The sequence below is a fragment of the Acidimangrovimonas sediminis genome (assembly GCF_002871005.1).
Taxonomy (GTDB): domain Bacteria; phylum Pseudomonadota; class Alphaproteobacteria; order Rhodobacterales; family Rhodobacteraceae; genus Acidimangrovimonas; species Acidimangrovimonas sediminis.
The window spans coordinates 110,810-133,564 of record NZ_PHSN01000018.1; the positions used below are offsets into that span (position 1 = coordinate 110,810).

The 22,755-nt window shown below is 67.9% G+C and carries 16 protein-coding genes and 2 tRNA genes; 11 read left to right on the forward strand and 7 right to left on the reverse strand.

Annotation, left to right across the window (positions count from 1 at the left end):
* The first annotated feature begins 73 nt into the window (after positions 1-73).
* From CVV76_RS17190 to CVV76_RS17205, 4 genes are all read left to right on the forward strand, one after another.
* Complete coding sequence (locus tag CVV76_RS17190) at positions 74-907, forward strand: phosphogluconate dehydrogenase C-terminal domain-containing protein (protein ID WP_102225910.1); 834 nt, start codon at positions 74-76, stop codon at positions 905-907.
* Between the two features lie 87 nt (positions 908-994).
* Complete coding sequence (gene nanR / locus CVV76_RS17195) at positions 995-1,732, forward strand: transcriptional regulator NanR (protein WP_102225911.1); 738 nt, start codon at positions 995-997, stop codon at positions 1,730-1,732.
* 153 nt (positions 1,733-1,885) lie between these two features.
* Positions 1,886-3,172, forward strand: a complete 1,287-nt coding sequence (oiaX, locus tag CVV76_RS17200) for a 3-oxo-isoapionate-4-phosphate decarboxylase OiaX (protein WP_102225912.1) — start codon at positions 1,886-1,888, stop codon at positions 3,170-3,172.
* Positions 3,169-4,554 carry a four-carbon acid sugar kinase family protein gene (locus CVV76_RS17205; RefSeq protein WP_102225913.1) on the forward strand — a complete coding sequence of 462 codons (1,386 nt, stop codon included), beginning with the start codon at positions 3,169-3,171 and terminating at the stop codon, positions 4,552-4,554. The genes oiaX and CVV76_RS17205 overlap by 4 nt, the downstream gene beginning before the upstream one ends.
* Positions 4,555-4,731: 177 nt before the next feature.
* On the opposite strand, the gene CVV76_RS17210 is transcribed toward CVV76_RS17205, so the two are convergent.
* A tRNA-Arg gene (locus CVV76_RS17210) sits at positions 4,732-4,808 on the reverse strand.
* Positions 4,809-5,011: 203 nt separating this feature from the next.
* Between CVV76_RS17210 and CVV76_RS17215 the strand changes: the two genes are divergently transcribed.
* Entirely contained in the window at positions 5,012-5,965 is a 954-nt protein-coding gene (locus CVV76_RS17215) for a LacI family DNA-binding transcriptional regulator (protein WP_102225974.1), read from the forward strand.
* Positions 5,962-6,456, forward strand: coding sequence for an SAM-dependent methyltransferase (locus CVV76_RS17220; protein WP_102225914.1), 495 nt, complete (start codon positions 5,962-5,964; stop codon positions 6,454-6,456). The genes CVV76_RS17215 and CVV76_RS17220 overlap by 4 nt, the downstream gene beginning before the upstream one ends.
* Before the next feature lie 6 nt (positions 6,457-6,462).
* Here the strand turns inward: CVV76_RS17220 and CVV76_RS17225 are convergent, their stop codons facing one another.
* The 3 genes from CVV76_RS17225 to dapF all read right to left on the reverse strand — a co-directional run bounded on the left by CVV76_RS17225 (position 6,463) and on the right by dapF (position 9,040).
* The gene (locus CVV76_RS17225) at positions 6,463-6,873 is read right to left on the reverse strand and encodes a c-type cytochrome (RefSeq protein WP_233192999.1); all 411 of its coding nucleotides are present in this window, start codon (positions 6,871-6,873) and stop codon (positions 6,463-6,465) included.
* 116 nt (positions 6,874-6,989) lie between these two features.
* Complete coding sequence (gene mtaB, locus CVV76_RS17230; RefSeq protein ID WP_102225915.1) at positions 6,990-8,240, reverse strand: tRNA (N(6)-L-threonylcarbamoyladenosine(37)-C(2))-methylthiotransferase MtaB; 1,251 nt, start codon at positions 8,238-8,240, stop codon at positions 6,990-6,992.
* Positions 8,237-9,040: a diaminopimelate epimerase gene (dapF, locus tag CVV76_RS17235; RefSeq protein ID WP_332888547.1), complete on the reverse strand. Its 804-nt coding sequence runs from the start codon at positions 9,038-9,040 to the stop codon at positions 8,237-8,239. Before dapF ends, mtaB begins: the two co-directional genes overlap by 4 nt.
* A 144-nt stretch (positions 9,041-9,184) precedes the next feature.
* Between dapF and CVV76_RS17240 the strand changes: the two genes are divergently transcribed.
* The 4 genes from CVV76_RS17240 to CVV76_RS17255 all read left to right on the forward strand — a co-directional run bounded on the left by CVV76_RS17240 (position 9,185) and on the right by CVV76_RS17255 (position 12,807).
* Positions 9,185-9,260: transfer RNA gene (locus CVV76_RS17240), tRNA-Lys, on the forward strand.
* A gap of 615 nt (positions 9,261-9,875) precedes the next feature.
* Complete coding sequence (locus CVV76_RS17245) at positions 9,876-10,580, forward strand: cytochrome b/b6 domain-containing protein (RefSeq protein WP_102225917.1); 705 nt, start codon at positions 9,876-9,878, stop codon at positions 10,578-10,580.
* A 14-nt stretch (positions 10,581-10,594) separates the two neighbouring features.
* Positions 10,595-11,758: an ethylbenzene dehydrogenase-related protein gene (locus CVV76_RS17250; protein WP_102225918.1), complete on the forward strand. Its 1,164-nt coding sequence runs from the start codon at positions 10,595-10,597 to the stop codon at positions 11,756-11,758.
* Positions 11,755-12,807, forward strand: a complete 1,053-nt coding sequence (locus CVV76_RS17255) for a 2Fe-2S iron-sulfur cluster binding domain-containing protein (protein WP_102225919.1) — start codon at positions 11,755-11,757, stop codon at positions 12,805-12,807. Before CVV76_RS17250 ends, CVV76_RS17255 begins: the two co-directional genes overlap by 4 nt.
* A 48-nt stretch (positions 12,808-12,855) precedes the next feature.
* Here the strand turns inward: CVV76_RS17255 and CVV76_RS17260 are convergent, their stop codons facing one another.
* The 3 genes from CVV76_RS17260 to CVV76_RS17270 all read right to left on the reverse strand — a co-directional run bounded on the left by CVV76_RS17260 (position 12,856) and on the right by CVV76_RS17270 (position 15,881).
* Positions 12,856-13,554 (reverse strand): response regulator, encoded by a 699-nt coding sequence (locus tag CVV76_RS17260; protein ID WP_102225920.1) that lies wholly within the window; start codon positions 13,552-13,554, stop codon positions 12,856-12,858.
* A gap of 10 nt (positions 13,555-13,564) precedes the next feature.
* Entirely contained in the window at positions 13,565-14,245 is a 681-nt protein-coding gene (locus CVV76_RS17265; protein ID WP_102225921.1) for a response regulator, read from the reverse strand.
* Positions 14,246-14,471: 226 nt separating this feature from the next.
* A complete protein-coding gene (locus CVV76_RS17270; RefSeq protein WP_158243191.1) occupies positions 14,472-15,881 on the reverse strand; it encodes a sensor histidine kinase in 1,410 nt (469 codons plus the stop codon).
* Positions 15,882-16,203: 322 nt separating this feature from the next.
* Between CVV76_RS17270 and CVV76_RS17275 the strand changes: the two genes are divergently transcribed.
* Positions 16,204-22,701 (forward strand): peroxidase family protein, encoded by a 6,498-nt coding sequence (locus CVV76_RS17275; RefSeq protein ID WP_102225923.1) that lies wholly within the window; start codon positions 16,204-16,206, stop codon positions 22,699-22,701.
* The last annotated feature ends 54 nt before the right edge of the window (positions 22,702-22,755 follow it).

Consider the following 22,755-nt stretch of genomic DNA (forward strand, 5'->3'; position numbering starts at 1 on the left):
CGTTAGTATCTCATCATACCAGTAGTCAATCACCATGCGTTCCATGCTGATCGACGCATGAAGGGAGGATCTCATGACAGTAAGGCTTGCGCTCTACGGGGCCGGCGGAAAGATGGGCGTGCGCCTGTCTCGCAATCTTGCCGCGTCGGGCGAGTTCGAGGTGCGCCATGTCGAGGCGTCGGAAGCCGGCCGCGCGCGCCTCAAGGCCGAGGTGGGTGTCGACTGCATGTCACCCGAGGAAGCCTTGAAGGATGTCGAGGTCGTGGTGCTGGCGGTGCCCGATACGGTTATCGGAAAGGTCGCGGCGGGGCTGGTCGATGCGCTTCCCTCGGGGGCGATGGTCATCTGCCTCGACGCGGCGGCGCCGTTCGCCGGGCACCTTCCCGAGCGCGCCGACATCACCTATTTCGTCACCCACCCGTGCCATCCGCCGATCTTCAACGACGAGACCGATCCGGTAGCGAAGCGCGACTTCTTCGGCGGCTCGGCAGCCAGGCAGGGCATCGTCAACGCGCTGATGCAGGGCCCGGAAGAGCATTATGCGCTGGGCGAGAAGGTGGGAAAGACGATCTATGCCCCGGTTGCCCGTTCGCATCGGGTCACCGTCGACCAGATGGCGATGCTGGAGCCGGGCCTGTCGGAAACCGTCTGCGCCTCGCTTCTCGTCGTGATGCGCGAGGCGATGGACGAGGTCGTAAGCCGTGGGGTGCCGCAGGAGGCGGCGCGCGACTTTCTTCTTGGCCACATGAACATTCTCGGTGCCGTGATCTTCAAGGAGATCGACGGCGTCTTCTCGGACGCCTGCAACAAGGCGATCGAGTTCGGCAAACCGGCCCTGATGCGCGACGACTGGAAGAATGTCTTCGAGCCCGACGAGCTTGCGGCCAGCATCCAGAGGATCACCTGACCTGGCAGAGGAAAAGCGGGCGTGGCCTTCATCGCAGGATGATCCTAAGGTCGGCCCGCTTCTTCTACCTTCAGGAGAGTGGGAACCATGTCCAGCAGAGTGCCAGCATCCTCCGGTGAACGGCAGATCATCCGTCAGAAGCTGTCCGACCAGGTGTTCGACCGGCTTTGCCAGATGATCCGCTCGAAGGAGCTGGCCCCCGGTGATGCGATGCCGTCGGAGAGGGCGCTGATGGAACGCTTCGGCGTCGGCAGGCCCGCGGTGCGCGAGGCGCTTCAACAGCTCCATACCAAGGGTCTGATCACCATTTCGCACGGTGAGCGTAGCCGGGTGAACGTGCTGACGGCGGGCTCGGCGCTGGAGCAGGTCGATGAGATCGCGCGGCTTCTGATTTCCAGCGAGCCCGAGAATCTGGGGCATCTGAAACAGCTGCGGCAACTGCTGGAACTGGGTACGATCCGGCTGGCAGCTGCCACTGCACAACCCTCGGACATCGCGGAACTGCGGGAGTTGGCGGCACGGCAGAGGGCAAGCATCGGCGGTGACGACTGGAACGCCTTCATCAAGACCGATGTCGCGTTCCACAGCAGAATCGCGAAATGCACCGGCAATCCGCTGATCACCGCGGTGACCTCGGCGATGCTGACTTGGCTTTTCGAATATCATACGCCGCTGCTGCACTGGTCGGGTCGCGAGGAGACGACACTGGCGGAACACGATGCGCTGATCGACCGGCTGGAACACCACGATGCCGATGGCGCGGCGGCCCTCATGGAACGCCACCTGAGCCGGTCCGCGGCACTCTACCGGGTGCCCGAGGCATAGCCCGTGCCGGTCTGACCAGGTCCGCCCTCCGGCACTGCCGGGGGCGGGCGATAACGTCGCAGTCAGCCGAGGAAACGGCATTTTCACGCGTTGGCGGAGCAACGGCGCACCTGCCGCTGCGGGCACGCGCAACAGACAGGAAGCGGGGTCAGCATGACCGAAACAGTCAACGCGCCGCATGATTGCGTCCGGGTCGTCTACCGGCTGGAAGTGCCGGATCTGCCGGGGTCGAGCCTCGAGGCAATGGCGGCCAAGATCGCCTCGGACCAGTCCACCGGCACCTTCACCGACCTGCCCGAGGAGACAGACGAGGTAAAGGCGCGTTGCGCCGCGCGGGTGGTGTCTGTCACGCCTCTCGATCCCTCCGACCGCCCGGGCTTTCCGCGGCCGGAGGATCCGCCGGGCACGCGCTACCTGCGTGGCGACGCCGTGGTGGATTTCCCACTGGAGGCGATCGGCACCGACATCGCGGCGCTGATGACCATCGCGATCGGCGGGGTCTTTGCCGCGAAGGGCCTGTCGGGCGTGCGGGTGATGGATTTCCATCTGCCGCCCGCATGGGCCTGCCACCCGGGGCCGCAGTTCGGCATCGCGGGGTCGCGGGCGCTGATGGGCGTGCCCGAGGGGCCGATGATCGCGTCGATCATCAAGCCCTCGCTCGGTCTGCGCCCGGAGGAAACCGCGCGGGTCGTGCGCACCCTGTGCGAGGCCGGGGTCGACTTCATCAAGGACGACGAAAAGCTGATGTCGCCGGCCTATTCGCCGTTGCAGCACAGGGTCGCGGCGATCATGCCGGTGATCGAGGACCACGCGCAGCGCACGGGAAAGCGGGTTCTCTATGCCTTCGGCATCTCCGCCGCGGATCCTGACGTGATGATGCGCAACCACGATGCGGTTCTGGCCGCAGGCGGCGGGGCCGCCGTCATCAACATTAATTCCATCGGCACGGGCGGGATGAGCTTTCTGCGCAAGCGGTCCGGCCTGTGCCTGCATGCCCACCGCAACGGCTGGGACATCCTGACCCGGCATCCGGCCCTGGGCCTGGAATTTCGGGCCTACCAGAAGATCTGGCGCCTGCTGGGGGTCGACCAGTTCCAGGTCAACGGTATCGCGGCGAAATACTGGGAGCCAGACGACAGCTTCGTCAAAAGCTTCGGCGATTGCCTGAGGCCGATCTTTTCCGAGGCGGATCGGGCGCTGCCGGTCGTGTGTTCCGGTCAATGGGGCGGGCAGGCGCCGGAGACCTACCGCCGCACAGGCGGGCGGCTTGACCTGATGTATCTTGGGGGCGGGGGCATTCATGGCCATCCGATGGGGCCGGCGGCAGGGGTCACGGCCATCCGCCAGGCCTGGGATGCCGCCGCGTCCGGCATACCGCTGGCGGACTACGCGCGCAGCCGCCCGGAGCTTGAGGCCTCCTTGCGGAAGTTCGGGAAATGAACGCGCCGTCGAACCTGCCCTCCGGTCCGCTGGTCACCTGGTACGGCGACGACTTCACCGGATCGGCCGCAGTGATGGAGGTCCTCGAATTCGCGGGGTTGCCGTCGGTTCTTTTCCTCGACATCCCAGGGCCCGAACTTCTCGCCCGGTTCCGGGACCGGCGGGGGATCGGTATCGCCTCGACGGCGCGCAGTCACGGGCCGGACTGGATGAATGCCAACCTGCCCGCGGCCTTCGGGTTCCTAGACGGTCTGCGCGCCCCGCTTCTGCACTACAAGGTCTGCTCGACCCTGGATTCCGCGCCCGATGTCGGATCCATCGGCCGGGCGGCCGAGCTGGCCCTTGCCGCCCGCCCCACGGCCGAGGCCGCGCCGGTTCTCATCGCGGCCCCCCGGATGAGACGGTATCAGGCCTTTGGCACGCTGTTCGCGGGCGCGCCTGCCGGGGTTTTCCGTCTCGACCGGCACCCGGTGATGGCCCGCCACCCGGTGACGCCGATGACGGAGGCGGACGTGGCCCGCCACATCGGACGACAGACCGATCTGCCGACCGGCCTGATCGATCTCGAGGCGCTCTGGAAGGATGGCGGGTCTTCTGCGCTGGAGGGGGCGCTGTCCGAAGGCAGGAAGCTGCTGAGCCTCGACACGATGGACACTGCGACCGAGGCCGCCGCTGGTGGGCTGATCTGGCGCAACCGCGACAGGATGGGCGTCGTCATCGGCTCCCAGGGTGTCGAATACGCTCTCACCGCGCACTGGCGGGCCGAGGGGCTTATTCCCGAAGTGCCGATGCCGGGCGGCGCGGGGCGGGTGGACCGGATCGTTGCGGTGTCCGGCTCCGTCTCGCCCGTCACGGCCGCGCAGATCGAATGGTCGGCGGAGAACGGTTTTGGCATCGTGCGGATCGACACGCTCGCCATGTGTGGCGCGCCGCAAGACCGTGCGCGGGCCGAGGCCGGGGCCATTGAGGCCGCCCTTTCCGTTCTCGAACGGGGGCAAAGCCCGCTGGTCATCAGTGCCGCGGGGCCCGGTGACCAAAGCGTCGCCGCCCTGCGCACCGCACAGGGAGCGAGCGGCCTGACGATGGAAGAGGTCAATCGCCGGTTGGGTCAGTCCCTCGGCCGCGTGCTGGACAGGGTCTTGCTCCGCTCAGGCTGCAGGCGCGCGGTGATCTCGGGTGGCGACACGTCCGGCCATGGCACCCGAGAGCTTGGGCTTGAGGCCCTGACCGCGCTGGCGCCGACCATTCCCGGGGCCGCGCTTTTCCGTGGTCACGGCGGCGGAGCGCATGACGGGCTGGAACTGGCGCTGAAGGGCGGACAGATGGGGAGCGCCGATTATTTCGGCTGGATCAGGGCCGGGGGCGGCGCGTCGGCCGGCTGAGCCGAGAGGTTTCCGACCTGCGCTTTTGTCCGCGCCGGTCCTGGGGCGGGCCGTCAAACCCGCAACGCGATGCGGACCGACCGCGGCATGGTTGCGCCTCGGGGCACGATAGCCGACACTCAACGGAAAGCCCTTGTCCACGTATGCCTGTGGCGAGGCCGGCAAGATGCGGGACGATGGTGATCCCGACAGGATTCGAACCTGTAACCTGCCCCTTAGGAGGGGGCTGCTCTATCCAGTTGAGCCACGGGACCACGCCGGTCCCTTTTGCGGGCAAAGTCCTGCCCGCGCAACCCCGCTTGAACTGCGGACAGGTGTACATTCGCTTTGACTGCGACGGCTTTACCGCTAACAAGGGCCAACGAAGACACTCCGGATCCCACTTGTGAACTCACATCCGCCCAAGCGCCGCACCCTCACCCTTCGCGATGTATCCGAGGCCTCGGGCGTCAGCGAAATGACGGTGAGCCGCGTGTTGCGCAACCGCGGCGAGGTCTCGGCCGCGACGCGCGAGCGGGTGCTGGCGGCGGCCAAGAGCCTCGGTTACGTGCCGAACCGCATCGCCGGGGGGCTTGCCTCGCAGCGGGTGAACCTGGTGGGCGTGATCATCCCGTCGCTGTCGAACATGGTCTTCCCCGAGGTGCTGCGCGGCATTTCCGACGTGCTGGAGGGGACCGGGCTCCAACCGGTCTTCGGCACCTCTAACTACTTGCCCGAGCGCGAGGAACAGGTGATCTACGAGATGCTGTCGTGGCGGCCCTCGGGCCTGATCGTTGCCGGCATCGAACACACCGAACCCGCCCGCGCGATGATGTCGAATGCCGGGATCCCGGTGGTTGAGATCATGGATGTCGACGGCGACCCGGTCGACAGCATGGTCGGCATCTCGCACCGCCGCGCCGGGCGCGAGATGGCGCGCGCGATTATCGCTTCCGGCTACCGGCGGATCGGTTTTCTGGGCACCAAGATGCCGCTCGACCATCGCGCCAAGAAGCGGATGGAAGGCTTCGAGGAGGGGCTGGCCGAGGCGGGCCTCGCGCTGGAAGACCGCGAATTCTATTCCGGCGGTTCGGCGCTGGCCAAGGGGCGCGAGATGACGCAGGCGATGCTGGCACGCTCTCCCGACCTGGATTTCCTATATTATTCCAACGACATGATCGGGGCCGGCGGGCTTTTGTGGTGCCTTGAGAAAGGCATCGACGTGCCGGGCAAGCTGGGCCTCGCCGGCTTCAACAATGTCGAGTTGCTCGACGGGCTGCCTTGCCGCTTGGCGACGATGGACGCCTGCCGGCTGGAGATCGGTCGCGCGGCGGCCGAGATCGTCTCAGGGCAACGCGAGGAGAGCACGGGCGCCGCGCTGGAGCTGACGCCGCGGCTGAATCCCGGTGACACGATCCGGGCGCCGAGATGACCGCAGGGTCCGGCGGCCACGAGACACGGGCGGGCGAGGTCGAGCTCGATTTCGATCCGGGTGCCGAGGCGGATGCCGGCATTGCCTTCATCGGCCGGCTGCGGACGCCCTGGTCGCGCGGCGACTGCCCGAAGAACCTGCGCCAGGCGCGCGAGCGGGGCGGCGACTTCCGGGTCGAGGTGGATCCGCCCTATCGCCCGGGGCTGAAGGGGATCGAACCCGGCGCGCGGGTGATGCTGCTTTACTGGATGGACGCGGCGCGGCGCGACCTGATCGTGCAGGCCCCGGCCCATGCCGATGGTCCGCGCGGCACCTTCGCCCTGCGCTCGCCCGTGCGTCCGAACCCGGTATCGCTGGGCGCGGTCACGGTGCTGTCGATCGACGTCGCAGCCGGGGTGCTGCGGGTCGACGCGCTGGATTGCTTCGACGGCACGCCACTTGTCGACATCAAGCCGTGGATCGAGACGGTCGACGTGCCGCCGGCAGGCTAGCGCGCGCTACTGCTGCAGCGTTTCCAGGTACATGGCAAGCGACAGGATCCGCCCGCGGGTTTCCAGCACCGCGGTATAGTCGCCGGGCTGGGCCTGGTCGTGCGTGTCGCTGAAGGTCTGCCCGAAGATCGGCATCGGCCCGCCATGGGCGCGGATGCCGGTGCGGCCGTCGATGATGTGGATCACCTTCAGCATCGGGAAGGTGCCGTCGTTCTTCTTGGCAAGCAACGTCAGGTTGGTCGCCGGGATCGTCATCACCGACGCCATGTCTCCGTCGCCCTTCGCCGTTTCGCCATGACAGGCGGCGCAATAGGTCATGTAAAGCGTCTTGCCGATCTCGGCCGATTGTGCCGGCGCTTGCCCCGCCGCGCCGATCCCGAGCAGCGAGATGGCCATCAGCTTGCCTATGGTCCTCATGGTCAGCCCTCCTCCGACTGGTTTGCAACGGGAGGAGTCTGGCATCGCCGCGGCGGCCCTCATTGACGGGCGTCATCGGCCCGGGGGGCGGGTGGCCGGGGAGCGCCGCGGGGGTATCAGGCCGTCAGGCGCTGGCCGCTGGTTCCGGTGATCGTGGCGCTGACGATCTGGCCCTCTGGCTGATCGGCGGCAAAGTCGACCTCGGCGAATTGCGGGGTGCGGCCCATGCGGGGGCCCTCCATCAGGACTTGATGGGTGCGGCCCTGCTGCTGGCCGAGGTGGGCGGTGACGCGCGCCTCGCCCGCCACGCGCAGGCGGGCGGCGCGGTCGCGGATCTCGGGGCCCTTCACCTGCGGCATGCGGGCGGCGGGCGTGCCCTTGCGGGGGGAGTAGGGGAAGACGTGCAGCCAGGTCAGACCGCATTCCTCGACCAGCTTCAGCGAGTTCTCGAACATCGCTTCGGTCTCGGTCGGGAAGCCTGCGATGATATCGGCGCCGAAGGCGATGTCGGGTCGCAGCCGGCGGGCTTCTTCGCAGAACGCGATCGCGTCGTCGCGCAGGTGGCGCCGCTTCATCCGCTTGAGGATCATGTCGTCGCCGGCCTGAAGCGAGAGGTGCAGGTGCGGCATCAGGCGCTGTTCGGTCGCGAGCGCCAGCATCAAGTTGTCGTCCGCCTCGATCGAATCGATCGACGAGATGCGCAGGCGCGCGAGATCCGGCACCAGTCGCAGGATCCGCATCACCAGGTCGCCCAGCCGCGGCGTGCCGGGCAGATCGGCGCCCCAAGACGTGAGGTCGACGCCGGTCAGCACGACCTCGTGGAAGCCCCGCCCGACGAGGCGCTTGATCTGTTCCACCACCACCCCCGCGGGGACGGAGCGGGAATTGCCCCGACCGTAGGGGATGATGCAGAAGGTGCAACGGTGGTCGCAGCCGTTCTGCACCTGAACGTAGGCGCGGTGCCGGCCGAAACCGTCGATCAGGTGACCCGCGGTTTCCTTCACCGACATGATGTCGTCGACCTGCACTCGCTCGGTCTCGCCGATCAGGTCGGGGGCCATGGCGGCCCAGGTGCCGCGGTCCATCTTCTCGGTGTTGCCGACGATGCGCGCGACCTCGGGCATGGCGGCAAAGGTCTCGGGCTCTGTCTGCGCGGCGCAGCCGGTGACGACGAGGGTGGCGCCCGGGTTCTCGCGCGAGAGCTTGCGGATCTCCTGCTTGGCCTTGCGCACCGCCTCGGCCGTGACGGCGCAGGTATTCACGACCACGAGGTCGGAAATGCCGGCCTCGGCGGCCAGTTCTTTCATCGCCTCCGTCTCGTAGGCGTTGAGACGGCAGCCGAGGGTGGAGAAGACGGGCGGTTTCATGCGTGTTCTTCAAGGAAGGCAGGGGAGAGTACGCCGTCGAAGACATGCGCCGTGGGGCCGGTCAGCCAGACGCCGTCCTCGCGCCAGTGGACCGACAGCGTGCCGCCGTCGACCTCGACCGTCACCTCGCGGCCGGTGAGACCCCGGCGGGCGGCGGCCACGGCGGTGGCGCAGATGCCCGACCCGCAGGCCAGGGTGATTCCCGTGCCGCGTTCCCACACCCGCATGCGCAGGCGGTCGGGGCCGAGGGAGGAGACGAATTCCACATTCGTGCGCTGCGGGAACAGCGGGTCATGCTCGGCGGCACGGCCCCGCGCGGGCAGGTCCACCGCTTCGGCATTGTCGACGAAGAAGACGCAATGCGGGTTGCCCATGCCCACCGCGGCCGGGTCGCCCGCCATCGGCAGGTGCAGCGTGTCCACCTCGTGCGCCAGCGGCACCTCGGCCCAGTCAAGCTGCGGCGGGCCCATGTTGACGCGGGTCAGCCCGTCGCCCGCATCCTCGGCGATCAGCAGGCCGCGCTCGGTCCGCAGCGTCAGCCGGTCGCGCCCGGTCTCGGTCATCAGGTGGCGCGCGACGCAGCGGGTCGCGTTGCCGCAGGCGCCGGCGATCGTGCCGTCGGAATTCCAGAACACGAGTTTGGCATCGGCCCCGGGATCGTGATCGATGGTGCAGAGCTGGTCGAATCCCACCCCGCGGTGCCGGTCACCCAGTGCCTGCGCGAGGGACGGCGAGACAATATCGCCCAGCCCCCGTTGGTCGATGACCACGAAGTCGTTGCCTGCGCCGTGCATCTTCATGAACGGGAGGCCCTGGGGAAAGCGCGTGTCCTTCATGAGGCGCGATATACGCGTGCGCCGAACTTTTTGCCAGAGTGGTCGAGATTTTCGTGCCAACCCCTCTTGACCCCCCCCGAGCCTCCTTCTAAGAGAGCGCCCGTGAGTGGGCCGTTAGCTCAGTTGGTAGAGCAACTGACTTTTAATCAGTGGGTCGCAGGTTCGAATCCTGCACGGCTCACCACTTACTTCAAGGGGTTAGCCTTAGATGGCTGGCCCCTTTGGTATTTCTGGCCCGGCGTTCCATCCCTACGCATGCCGGGGCCGGGAAAGCCGCGCTACCGACGCCCAGTCTTTCCGAACCTTTCCGGCCAGGGCTGTCCGATACCGGCGGAAGCCTTGGTGCTTCAGCGGTCCGGCGAATCTGCTTGCCGGGATCGCGCGGCGTTTGGGGGCCGCGGCCCCGCCGTTTGCGGCGGGGCGGGGGCCGGCAGGGCATGGCCAGCGGGGCGAGCCGCGTGCGCGTCGGCAGTCTCTCGCCACAGGCAGGCGCCTTTCGCCGCCCCGATTTCGCGGTATTCCGCTTAAACACCCGTGGGTTACGATAATCCGCCAAGCGCGATAGCCGCCCCTTTCCGACCATAAGAACCTGACGGAAATAGAGAATCGCGCGGGGGTTGCGGGTGGGTGGCCCCGGGCGGTCTTTGGTGCAATCGCGGCCATTGTCCCTTCGTCCGGCTTGATCGGTGGCAAGGGAACCCGCGAATTTGGGGGCATCCAGAGCAAGGCACCGGGACGGGTGCCGCATGAGCAGCCGAGATCGTCAGACCGAATTTCCCAACATGAGAGGGATAGCCTCATGAATGCCCGCCCTTGGCCACGAACAGACATCGGCACCGTGCTGCTGCACTGGAGCGTTGCCGGCGCGACCGTGGTGCTGTTGCTGACGGGCCTGCGGATCACTTCGGACGATGTCGGCCATGAATGGCTGCGCGCCCTCGACGGGGTGCTGATGTCGAACGACCTGTGGACCCGGCACATCCTCGCGGCCCAGGTGCTGACCGCGGCGGCCGTGGGGTACGCGATCTACCTGCCGGCCAGTCGGCTGACCGGGCGGATCCATGTCGACCGGCTGCGGCTAAAGGGCCTGTTCGGGACGTCCCAGACCCGCTGGTCCTGCCTGAACGCGCTGATCTGCTGGGGCTTCCTGATCGCGGCGTCGGGGCTGATCGTGACCGGTTGGCTGGCCTATGTCGGGGCGCCGGAGCCGGTGCTTGACCTGCATCTGTGGTGTACATGGGCGGTCGTCGCCTTCGTGCCGCTGCACCTGTACGCGCTGCTGCGGCTGGGCGGCTTTCGGCACCTCGCCCGGATGTTCCGGCCGCGCCGGCTTGCCGCGCAGGAGGGCGACCTCGACCTGGCCGTCGTCGTGTCGGAGCTGCTGGCCGAGCGTGAGGCGGCGCGTGGTGTGCAGGGCCACGGTCACAGTCAAGGGCAGGGACAGGGTCAGGCGAGGCCGTCCGCGGCGTCCGCCGCCGCCCGGGGCACCGAACGCAAGCGCTGAGTCGAGGGAACAGTATGCCGATTTTCCGATCACGACCGCTTCTTGCCGCGCTGGTCACGGCCGGCCTGGTCTGCGGCGCGCTGATCGCGACCGACCGGGCGCTGGGGCGCAAGCTGGTGGTGCATGCCGTGGCCGACGAAGCGGCTCCGGTGCTCGATGGTGACACATCCGACGCGGTCTGGCAGGGGATCGCCCCGGTGACGGTGCTGACGGCCCATGGAGGGGATTTCGGCGGTACCGGCGAAAGCCGCGTCCAGGTCCGCGCGGTCCACGATTCGCGTTATCTCTACCTCGCCATTGTCTGGCAGGATCCGACGCCGTCGCGCGCCGACCATCCGCTGGTCCGGCACGACAACCACTGGCACCTTGCCAGCGCGGGCAGCGTGGCGGGGGCGGGCGCGGCAAGGCCGGGCACCGGACCGACGGCAGGCAAGGCGGGGGACGCGCCGCAGGTCGACGACCGCTTCGCCATCATGCTTGCCCCGCCGGGGCGGCAGTTGATCGGCGCGGCGATCCACCTCGGGCGCAAGCCTCTGGCCGATGCACCGGGCGGGATCAGCGGCCGCGGCCTGCACTACACCGGCAAGGGCACGATGATCGACATCTGGCAATGGCGCGCCGCGACCGCCGGGCTCAGCCCCCGGGTGGTGGACAGCTGGCTTGGCCCGCCACAGCCGGTCACCCGGGCGGAGAGCGTCCACGACGCGCGCTATGCAGGCGGGCTGGAACTCGACAGTGCCAGCGCGGCCGTGGGGCGGGCGAATTTCACCGGGGGAGACGGCCCCTGCGGCACGGTCGAGCCGCTGCGCCTGCCGCTGCTGCGGCCGACACCGGTCTCTGCCGTTGCCGCGGGCGCCGATCCCGGGCGCGACGCCCGGCCGCTGCCCTGGGACATGACCGAGCCCTACACCGAGGACGCCGCCGCCGGTCTGCGCGACGGCGCGGTGCTTCCCGGGGTGCTGGTCGACGACGACGTGCGACCCGGCCCCGACGACGTGACCGCGCGGGCCCATTGGGACGGCGGCTACTGGGTCCTCGAGGTCCGGCGCAGCCTTGCCGCGGGGCCGCACGACCTGCCGGTCAGGGACGGCATGATGATGTGGTTCGCCGCCTTCGATCATGCCGAGACGCGGCACACCTATCATCTTCGACCCCTGGTACTGGAGCTTGGCCGATGACGAAGACCTTCACTGTCACCGTGGGTGACCGTTCCTTCCATGCCCGTGCGGGCGACCGGCTGCTCGACGCGGCGCTGCGCAATGGCGTCGACCTGCTGCACGATTGCCGGGCCGGGCATTGCGGCGCCTGTGTCGTCGAGGTGCTGCGTGGGGTCACCCTGGGCGGCGAGAGCGGGCCGGGCAACGTCAAGGCCTGCCAGGCGAGGATCTTCTCGCAGATCCGCATCGCCGCCCATGATGCGCCGCACCCGAACCGCCGCCGCGCGACGGTCGACGCCGTGCGCACGCTGGTGCCCGGCGTGGTCGAGGTCACGCTGCGGCTTCGTCGGCCGCTGGCATGGCGCCCCGGCCAGTTCGTGAAGCTGCAGTTCCGCGGCCACCCGCCGCGCAGCTTCAGCCCCACGGCCACGCTGGCCGGGGGCGAATTCGCAAGCGACCGGCTGGTGTTCCACATCAAGCAGGTGCGCGACGGCCGGGTGACACCGCGGCTGGGCGCCGAGATCGGCGCAGGTGCCCCCGTCACGGTCGAGGGACCCTTTGGCCATGCCTACCTGCGCGACGACCGGCCGGGCCGCATCGTCGCGCTGGGAAGTGGCACCGGCTTTGCCCCGGCCTGGGCGATCGCCGCCGCGGCGCTTGCGGCGGACCCGCAGCGCCACGTCGTTCTGGGCTGCGGTGCCCGGCGGGCGGCGGGCTTCTACATGGGGCCGGCGCTGCGCCTCGCGGCGCGGTATCCCAACGTCGACCTCCGGGTCTGCCTCGAGGAGACGCCGCCCGGCGTCGCGGGAATCCTTGGTGGGACGCCTGCCGATCATCTGGCGGATCTCGGCCCCGAGGATACCGTCTTTGCCGCCGGCGGCCCGTCGATGGTGGCACGCGCGGAACACCTGGCCGGCTGCGCCGGTGCCCGCTTCTACGCCGATCCTTTCGCCCCCGACCCCAAGCCCGCCAATGGCACGCTGACCGCGGCCGACCTTCAGCGCGCGGCGCAGCGGCTGGCGTTGCGGCGGCTGACGGGGTTCCTGGGGCGGGCGCGCAGAACCGCCTGACCGGCTGCCCATCCGCTCAGCAGGGGGCAGGCCCTCGTCGCGCGCGGGTCAGCGCAGATCGCCAAGCATGTCGCGCTGCCTCCGCCAGGCGATCAGGACGCCGACCCGGTTGGTCGCCCCGAAGCGTTGCATCAGCGACGACATGTAGTGCTTCACGGTCCGCTCGCTGAGCTGAAGCTCCGCCGCGATCTGCTTGTTGGTCAAACCCTGCTCCAGCCCCGCGATCACCTGCCGCTCGCGCGGGCTGAGCTGTTCCGCGCTCTGCTCGGGGGGCGTGCCCGGCTTGCCGGCGCTCTGGGCGCGCATGCCCTGCGCGGCGGCGACCACCCGGGTCGCGAATTCCGGCGAGACGAAGGATTCCCCGCTCAGCACCCGGCGCACCGCCGCCCTGAGTTCAAGCGCTCCGATCCCCTTGAGGACGTAGCCATGCGCCCCCGCCCGGAGACAGTCGAGCGCGTGCCGCGGTTCGTCGCTGACCGTGAGCATGATGCAATGGGTCGCCGGAGACGCCCGCCGCACACCCTTGAGCGCCGCGAAGCCGTCGCCGGGCATCCCGAGGTCGAGCAGCATGACGTCGGGGTGCTGTTCTGTGGCGATGCGGATCGCCGAGGCGGCGGTGGAGCCCTCGCCGACCAGCCTGAAACCGCCATCGCCAAGCAGCGTGTCGATGATGCCCACACGCATCAGCGGGTGGTCGTCGATCACGGCGAGCGTGGCCGTCGCAGGCGCCTGGCCGGCCGCCGCCATAGGGGCGCTCCTACGGTTGCGGTGCCGCGCCGGCGCCCTGTCCCGCGCCGGAAGCACGGAACGCGAGCACCGCCGCGACACGGTTCTTGACGCCGTATTTCTGCATGATGTTGGTCATGTAGAACTTCACCGTCTTTTCGCTGATGTCGAGCCGCAGGGCGATTTCACGGTTGGTGTGCCCACGCTCGAGTTCGTGCAGCACCTGCAATTCGCGCTGCGTGAGATGCTGGGTCGGATCCTGCCGATCGGTCGGGGCCTGTGCCGCGCGAAGCAGCGTCGCCGCGAACCCCGGCGAGACGAAGGTGCCGTCGTTCAGGATCGTGTCGATCGCCATCACCAGTTCGCGCCCCCCGACGCCCTTGAGGATGTAGCCGCGGGCGCCGTTGTTAAGTGCCTCGATCGCGCTGGCCGCCGCGTCGCAGGCCGTCAGCAGCACGCAGCGCACCTCTGGTTCGGCTGCGGCGATCCGCTTCAGCGCATCCATGCCGCCACCCGGCAGGGACAGGTCGAGGAACATCACGTCCGGCCGGTGGGTGGAGGCGATCTCCACGGCCTCGTCAGCGGTTGCGCCCTGATGAATGGCGGCGCACCCCATGTTTTCCGCAAGCAAGGCCGCCAGGCCCTGTCGAAAGATCGGATGGTCATCAACCAGACCGACACACAGGCCGCGTGGATCGCAGCTCAAACCCATTTTTCCCACTCCCACACCCAGTACGTGCAGCCAAAGCTGCAACCGGCCGGGCGTGCGAAAGTGACTTTGGATCCCGAAGTCTAATGAACGGATCCGAGGCAGACGCCCGGCACGAAATTCATGATCAAAACATTAAGATGATACACACATTCGTGAATTTGCGATACCGGATTGTCTGCGCGCCTTGCGGCGATGCCCCAGTGACCCGGGCTAAACGCTTATTTCCCTATTGTTTTCCCAGCGCCGGATCCTCCGCCGACCGGGGCAGGGGAACGCGGCAGATCACCTCGGTCCCACGCGGGCGACGGGCGCGTATCTCCAGCTCTCCGCCATGCGATTCGGCGCGAAACCGCATGCCCGGAATGCCCAGCCCGCCAGAGGCCTCCGGGCCGCGCGCCTTCGGCCGCGATCCTGCGGCACGCTCGGGGTCTGCCGTCTCTCCGGGGCCGATGCCGTCGTCGGCGATGATCATCACGATCCGGCCGGCCTCTTCATGTGCACGGATCTCGCGTTGCGTCGACCCGGCATGCCGCGCGGCATTGCCAAGCGCCTCCTGCGCGATCCGGCCGAGGTTGCCCAACAGCTCCGGCGGAAGCTCCCGCTCGGGCAGGTCGAGCTTCAGGTCGACTCGGGTGCCGGTGCGCTGTTCATGCACCTGTGCCAGCCCCTCGAGGGCGGCGCGCAGGGTGCGGGCGTCGGACAGGAACGGGGCCGAGAGCCCGGATGACACGCTGCGGATTTCCTCGAGCGCCTGCTGCGCCGCGGCGCGAAGCCGGCCGGCGATCTCGCGCGCGTCGCGAAGATCCTGCGGCGCGCCGGCCCGGATCAGCTCGTCCAGCCGATCGAGGCGCAGCAGCATGTAGGCCAGAAGCTGCCCGGCCCCGTCATGCAGATCGGCGCCGAGCCGGCGGTGCCGCAGCTCGTCGATCGCGGCGGCCTTGCGCGTGGCGTCGTTGATCCTGCTGCGCAGTTCCTCGTTGTCGTGGTGCAGCCGGGCCTGTTCGACGAGGCGCCGCTCCAGCGCTCGCGTCTGGAATTCGATCGTGCGGCTGCCGCGCCGCACCACCAGGAACAGCAGCAGGAACATCGCAAGGCCGACGGGGACGAAGGTGCGCCAGGTTTCGGCCGCAGCATGGATCAGCGCGTGGCTTATGTGATCCGCGTTCTGATAGAACTCCCCCACCGCGAGGATCCGCCCGGTATCGGCTTCGAACAGCGGGGCGTAGATCTCGTAGAGCCGGACCCCAAGCGCGCGCTGTGTCGCATGCTCGCCCGTCTCGAGGTCGGAGAACCGGCCGACGACCTCGCCGCGCATCACTGCGGCGATCTCGTCGGGGGAATGTTCGGGCGCGCCGGACCCCGCGGGTGCGAAGGCCAGCTCTCCATCGGGATACCACACCTTGATCGCCAGGAACTGGCCCTGGCTGCGAAAGCTGTCGGCCAGTGCGACCAGCGCATCGTGGTCCTTCCGGGTTAGCTTGTCGCCGGTCGCCAGGCTCTGGACGTGGGGCTGAATCAGGCTCTGGAGGTAGAAGGCCGCGGTATCCGCGGTCGAATCGAGCATGCGCAGGGTGGCGCGGCTGTTGACCCAGTGAGCAAGCAGGGCAAGCGACAGGCCCAGCACCAGGGCGAGCACGACAAGAAACTGGAAAGAAAGACTTCTACGTAGAAACCAGCCAAGGGCGCGTGTCGGCAAATAAGGTCTTTCGGCACGATCCCGGTCAACCAAGGCCGGGTTCCTGCTGGACCAAGGTCGCATCCGGACTCCGCCTAAAAACTAGGTCTGTGTGACCCACCTTAGGCCAGAAAATCGCCGGACCTAAGAAGATTCCGCGTCTTCCCCGCCCGTGTTCTCATCGGATCAGGAATTTTGCCGGCTCCGGCCGGACCGACCTTTGAACCAAAATCATCAGAGCCGGGCATCCCTTGGGGAAAGCTTTGGCAACAGGGAGAAGACCATGATCAAGCTGGCCAATGCCGACCTGAACTATCTGCTTCAACAGGCGAACATCCTCAACGATTACAGCCGCCTGACCAGCGCACTGGACCCGAACGGCGTGCGCGAGGTCTCGGGGTCGAACAACAATCTCGTCGGGGGTTACACGGTGAATGCCGACGGCTCGATCACCTGGACCGGCACCACTGTGCATCCCGACTGGGGACAGGCCGACACCGACTTCCTGCGTCTCTTCCCGACGAACAACCCGGCCGAGGATGCCTATGGCACCTCCTACGCCACGGTGCAGAAGACCTGGATCGACCTCGACAAGGGGGATGGCACCTTCCAGTCGGTGCTGGTCGACAATCCGATGGCCTTCGATCCGGCACTTCTGACCACCGACCGGAACGGGCTGAACCCGGGCGACAGCGGCTACCAGCCCACCTTCGTCTACGCGCCGGCAGAGTATCAGTACACCGACACCGCCACCACGATGGACCAGAGCTCCTCCGTCGTCGTCGATCCGATGCCGCGGATGATCTCGGAGCTGATTGCCAGCTCGAACGTCGACACCAGCGACCCGAACCACAACCCCGCCGCCGTCGCGGCGATGGAGAACCTCGGCGGTGCGCCGGTGGGCGTGTCGAACTCGGTCGTGGGCGACATCACGACCGCCTTCATGCCGAACCCCGGGATCCTGGGGGGCGTGACCTACAATGAATGGTTCGTGGCCTTCGGGCAGTTCTTCGACCACGGTCTCGACTTCATCCAGAAGACCGGCGGCGTGGTGATGATCCCGCTCAGCCCCAACGATCCGCTGTGGGTCGATCCCACCCTGCCGGACGGATCGCCCAACCCGGCCTACATCCCGGGCGCGTCGAACGTGATGATGCTGGCGCGCGGCAAGCTTGCGAACCCCGACAGCGATTTCGATGCCGACGGCAACCTGCTGCCGGGTGTCGTGCCGGTCTACAACAACAACACCGGCCTGCTGATCGACCAGAGCCAGACCTACGGGTCGCATGAATCCGTGAACGTGCTGGTGCGCCAGTACGGGGCCGACGGTCACGTCACCGGCCAGCTGATCACCGGTGCCGAGGATGGCGACGGCTCGGCCCACGACTTGGGCACCTGGGCCGACATGAAGGTGAACGCCGCCCGCATCGGGGTGGAGCTGCGCGACATGGACGTCCTCGACTGTCCGTGGATCAAGGCCGATGCGATCGGCCGGCTGGGCTTCGCGGCGCAGCAGGATTACACCTTCCGCTCGGACCAGAGCATCGCCGACCTGGAGACCGAGGCCGCGACCACCGGCATCACCATCAACGGCGTGACCTACACCAGCTATGCCGACATCGACGCCGCTGGCTACGATCCGTTCCTGCGCTGGACCCTGGACGACGCGCTGGCCGGGCGGGTGGACGTGTCGCAAGTGGGCGAGGTGCGCACCACCAATCAGGCGATCCTGATCGACATCGCCCACGGCGCGGCCCCCGGCCTGACCCAGGAAGGCAACGAGCTGAGCCCGCTGTCCGCCGTCGTCGGGGCCGGGCCGGGTACGCCGGGCACCTATGACGACGCGCTCCTGGCGCGGCACAAGGTATCGGGCGACGGCCGGGTGAACGAGAACGTCACCCTGACCACGGTGCACCATGTCTTCCACGAGGAACACAACATCCAGGCCCGCCAGCTCATGGTCGAGGCGCTGCGCGATGCCTATGCGACCGGCGACCTGACCATGCTCAACGGCGACGGCACGATCAATGACTTCAGCGGCACGGGCTATGGCTGGCTGAACACCGCGATCACGCTCGCCGCGCTCGATGGTCTCGACACGATGGCCGACGACGAGGTGCTTGCGCTGGCGCAGACCTTCGACTGGGACGGCGAGAAAGTCTACCAGGCGGCTCGCGTGGTGGTCGAGAGCGAGTACAACCATATCGCGATCGACCAGTACATGGGCACGCTTTACCCCGCGCTGCCCGAATTCGTGTCCTATTCCACCGATATCGACCTTTCGATCAGCCTCGAATTCGCGCAGGCGGTGTTCCGGCTCGGCCATTCGCAGCTGCGCGAGACGGTGCAGATCGCGGTGACCGACGCCCACGGGATCGACCCCGGCGAACCCGGCTATACCGCCACCTACACGGAAAACGGTTTGTTCGACGCCTTCCTCAATCCCGACGCCTACGACATGTACGGCGCCGCGGGCATCGCCGCGGGGCTGCTGACCCAGCAGGGCAACGAGATGGATGAATTCGTCACGGCGGCGCTGCAGCAATCGCTGGTCGGCGTTCCGCTCGACCTGCCGGCCCTGAACATCGCCCGGGGCCGCGACGTCGGCATGCCGTCGCTGAACGAGTTGCGGCAGGAGGTCTTTGACGGCCTGATGCAGAATACCTCGAACAACGCCAACGGGTCGGGCATCGCGCCCTATCACAGCTGGGCCGACTTCGGCGCCCACCTGCGGACGCCTGAATCGCTGGTCAACTTCATCGCCGCCTATGGCCGCGACGACGACACCGGCCACACTTTTGGCCTGCAGGCGGCGCGCGAAGCCTACCTGGACGGCTCCGGCGAGCTTTACGAGATCCGCGCGGTGGCGCAGCACATCGTCGACGCCGCTGCCGACCCGGACGATCCCGACCATGCCGCCGCGCTGAAGTTCGTGCAGGGCACCAGCACGGGAGAACCGACATACATCCCGCCGACCGGGACCAAGGGCGACCCGGGCTATGTGCCGGGCCACTGGGACGTCAATGCCGCATCGGGTGACCAGGGCTTCTGGGATATCGACCTGTGGATCGGCGGCCTTGCTGAGCAGGCGCTGTTCGACGGCCCGCTGGGCACCACCTTCAGCTTCATCCTGCTCGACTTTGCGCAGCGACTGCAGGACGGCGACCGGTTCTACTATCTCTACCGGATGCCGGTGGGCCAGCACCTCGGCGATCAGATCATCGGCGAACAATTCGCGGATCTGGTGATGCGCACGACCGGCCTCGAACACATTCCCGACGCCTTCGGCACGCCCTCGGCGGTCTATACCCTGGACGGCACCAATTCCGCCGGCGACTACATCGACAACGCCCGCGATGGCGTGGGGGCAGGCGATGCCTATGGCGACAACGACTACTTCAACGCCACGCTGGAATCGCTGCCCGACGTGACCTCGCAGGTCGTCCTTTCCAACGGCAGCTTCGAGGCGCAGGACCTGGTCGCGGCAGGGGCCACGACCAATGCCCGCGGCACTTACCTGAGCGGCACGATCCAGGACTGGACGCTGGTCGGGTCCGGCGGAACCTGGGCGCCCACGACCGCCGCGGTGCCGTTCTTGCCCGATGGCAGCCAGGTGGCGCAGCTCGGCACGAATTCCTCGATGACCGCCGACACGGGGACCACTCTGGTCGAGGGGGCGACCTATACGCTCAACCTCAGGATCGGCGACAAGATCGGCTATGTCGCTACCGCAGGCATCGTCAAGCTGGTGGCCGCGGACGGCACCGTTCTGGCCAGCCAGATCTTCAACCCGCCGCTCGACGACGGCGACGTCACCACCGACGACGCCTGGGACATGCTGACGCTGACGACCGGCCCGGTCGCCGCGGCGGCTGCCGGCCTCGGGCTGTCGATCGTGATCGAGACCGACGGATCCGGGCAGAACACGCTTTTCGACGCGGTCACCCTCAGCGTGACCGAACCGGGCGGGTCGGCCAATGACGGGCATATCGTGGTGATTGGCCTCTCGGGTGACGACTTCATCGTCGGCGCGCTAGGCGATGACGTGCTTTACGGCGACGAGGGCAACGACGTGCTCGAAGGCGCCCAGGGCAACGACCACCTCTACGGCGGCGACGGCGACGACTACATCACCGACTATGAGAACGACGACTTCATCGCCGGCGGGGCGGGCAACGACACGATCTTTGCCGGGCCCGGCGTTCTCGACACCGCCCACGGAAACGAGGGTGATGACGAGGTGCATGGCGGCGATGGCATCGACGAGGTCTTCGGCGACGACGGCAACGACCGGCTCTACGGCGAGGGCGACACCGACCTGATGATCGGTGGCGACGGCGACGATTACATGGACGGCGGCGACAGCGTCGACGAGATGTTCGGCGGCAATGGCAACGACTGGATGCGGGGCGGGGTTGGCGACGACAACATCAACGGCGGCTCAGGCAACGACCTGCTCGAGGGCGGGCTTGGCGCCACCGCCAACGATGGCGACCGTCTGAACGGCGACTCGGCCCCCGGCACCCTGCCGGTGATCGAATACAACGGCGACGGCAGCATCGGCGAGATGGACATCGCCAGCTACGAAGAGGTGGGCATCGCCATCGTGGCAAGCCTTCAGACATCGAACGGCGCGGGCACCTCGTCCAGCCTGCTGGATACCTACGCGATGATCGACGGACTTGTCGGGTCGCGCTTCGACGACATCCTCGAAGGGGGTGGGCCGGACGCGATCGCGCTGAACGGGTCGGCCAACCAGCTGATCGGCGGGGCGGGCAACGACAGGCTGACCGGCCTCGGCGACGACGATATCATCGTCGGGGACTGGGCGATCGTGCGCGGCAACCTGCACATCGACATCGACGCCACCACCAGCGCGGCGGGCTACACCACCATCGCCAACTGGTTCAACACCGGAGAGGACCGCCCGGTCTTCGACGACACCGGCGAGACCGGCCATATCCTGGGCGACAACGGGGCGGCAGGGACCGGCGACGTGTCGGTCTACCGCGGCGCGGTGTCCAACTACGCGATCTCGGGCGCGGACAACGGCGTGGTGACCGTGGCCGATACCCGCGACGCGGGCGTCGCCGATCACGACGGCACGGACATGCTGATCGGGATCGAAAAGCTCGACTTCGCGGGGGACGAATACAACCTCGTCCTCGGCACCGCTGGCGCCGATACCGGGGCGGGCGCGGTTGATGGCGACAACGACAACGCGACCGGCGTCAACACGCAGGACATCCTTCTGGGGCTTGGCGGCGACGACCTGCTGCGGGGCTATGCGCTGTCAGACATCCTGATCGGCGGCACCGGCAACGACACGGTGAACGCGGGCGGCGGCAACGACACCATCGTCTGGCAGGCGGGTGACGGCCGCGACCTGGTCAACGGCCAGGGCGGCGGATCGGACACCTTCGTGGTCCGCGGCGATGGCGCCGTGTCCGAGGTGTTCGGGATCTACACCGCCGCGGCGGCCGTCTCGAGCAACGTTCCGGGCGCGGCCACGCTGAACCCGAACACCGAGATCGTTGTCACCCGCATGGTCGCCGGCACGACCGAGATCATCGCCGAGCTGCGCAATGTCGAGGAACTGGTGTTCAGCGGCTACGGCGGGGGCGGCACCCTGAACAACGGGCAGTTCGTCGGCGGCGATCAGTTCGTGGTCGTCGGCGATTTCACCGGCACCTCGCTGGCCTACAACACGATCCACATCGAGGGCGGTGACGGCGACGACACCGTCGACATCACCGGGCTGACCTCAAGTCACCGGATCGACTTTGTCGGACGCGGCGGCGAAAACATGGTGGTCGGAGATTACCGGCCCCAGGACGTGGTGGAAAACGCCCATTATGCCCCGGGTGGTGGCGCCATGCCCCCGGGGCAGGGCCCGGCCCCCGGCAGCACGGTGGGGGACGGCTGCGACGACGCGGCCGAAGGCGGTGCGCCGGAAGGTGATGCGCCTGAAGTGAATGCGTCCGCACAGGCCGCCGCGGGCGAGATCATCGCGGGCGAAGACACCGGCGAGGTTCTGATCGGCACCGATGGCACCGACCAGATCTTTGCCGGCGGCGGGGCCGACAAGGTCTTCGGCCTGGACGGCGGTGACATGCTCTTCGGTGATGCGGGCGACGACCGGATCTTCGGCGGTGACGGCGACGACCTGATCGACGCGGGTACGGGCGACGACATGGTGCTTGCCGGAGAGGGCGACGACATCGTCCTGGCCGGAGAGGACGACGGCAACGACAGCTACTGGGGCGGCGACGGCATCGACACGCTGGACTATTCGGCGGCGACCTCGGATCTCAACATCGACCTCGGCAGCGGGTTGATGGGCCACGGCCAGGTCGCGGCCTGGACCGGAACCGACCAGATCTACGGCTTCGAGAACGTCATGGGCGGCAGCGGCGACGACCGCATCACCGCCAATGCCGAAGTCAACGTGATGGATGGCGGCGCGGGCGACGACACCTTCGTCTTCGGTTCGGCCGCCGCGGCGGATGGCGACATGATCGCGGGCTTCGCCCCGGGCGACAGGATCGACCTTGCGGGGATCGACGCCGACCGCGGGACCGACGGCAACCAATCCTTCGTGATCTACGTTGCCGGCGGGTTCAGCGCCGCGGGCCAGCTCAGCATCGTGCACGAACTGCGATCGGACGGTGACCACACCCTGGTCTCGGGCAATGTCGACGACGACCTCGGTGCCGATTTCGAGATCGACCTGATCGGCTACCACGACCTGACGTCGACCGATTTCAACGGCGTCCACTGAACGGCGACGGGCGCCCGGGGCCAGCGTCCCGGACGCCCTCGGCGTCTTCGCAGA